The 288-nt window shown below is 69.1% G+C and carries 1 protein-coding gene; it reads left to right on the top strand.

Annotated features, from left to right (window positions below; genetic code table 11):
• Positions 1-61: 61 nt before the first annotated feature.
• A partial coding sequence (locus tag AOK03_RS34105) for an AMP-binding protein (RefSeq protein ID WP_244177859.1) occupies positions 62-288 on the top strand: 227 nt, incomplete at its 3' end.

Below are 288 nucleotides of genomic sequence, written 5' to 3' on the forward strand. Positions count from 1 at the left end.
GTATTTGGTGGGTGTGGGGGTGGGGCCTGAGGTGCGGGTTGCTGTGGTGGGTGAGCGGTCCGTGTCTTTGGTGGTGTCGTTGTTGGCGGTGTCGTTGGCGGGGGGTGTGTTCGTTCCGGTGGATGCGGGTCATCCGGCGGAGCGGGTTGGGTTTGTGCTGGGGGATGTGGGCCCGTCGGTGGTGGTGTGCTCGTTGGCGTCGCGGGGTGTGGTGCCTGGGGGTTTCGCGGGTCGGGTGGTGGTGGTGGACGACCCGGTGGTGGCGGCGGAGATCGGGGCGTGTGGGGC

It is taken from the genome of Streptomyces atriruber, assembly GCF_001418325.1.
Taxonomy (GTDB): domain Bacteria; phylum Actinomycetota; class Actinomycetes; order Streptomycetales; family Streptomycetaceae; genus Streptomyces; species Streptomyces atriruber.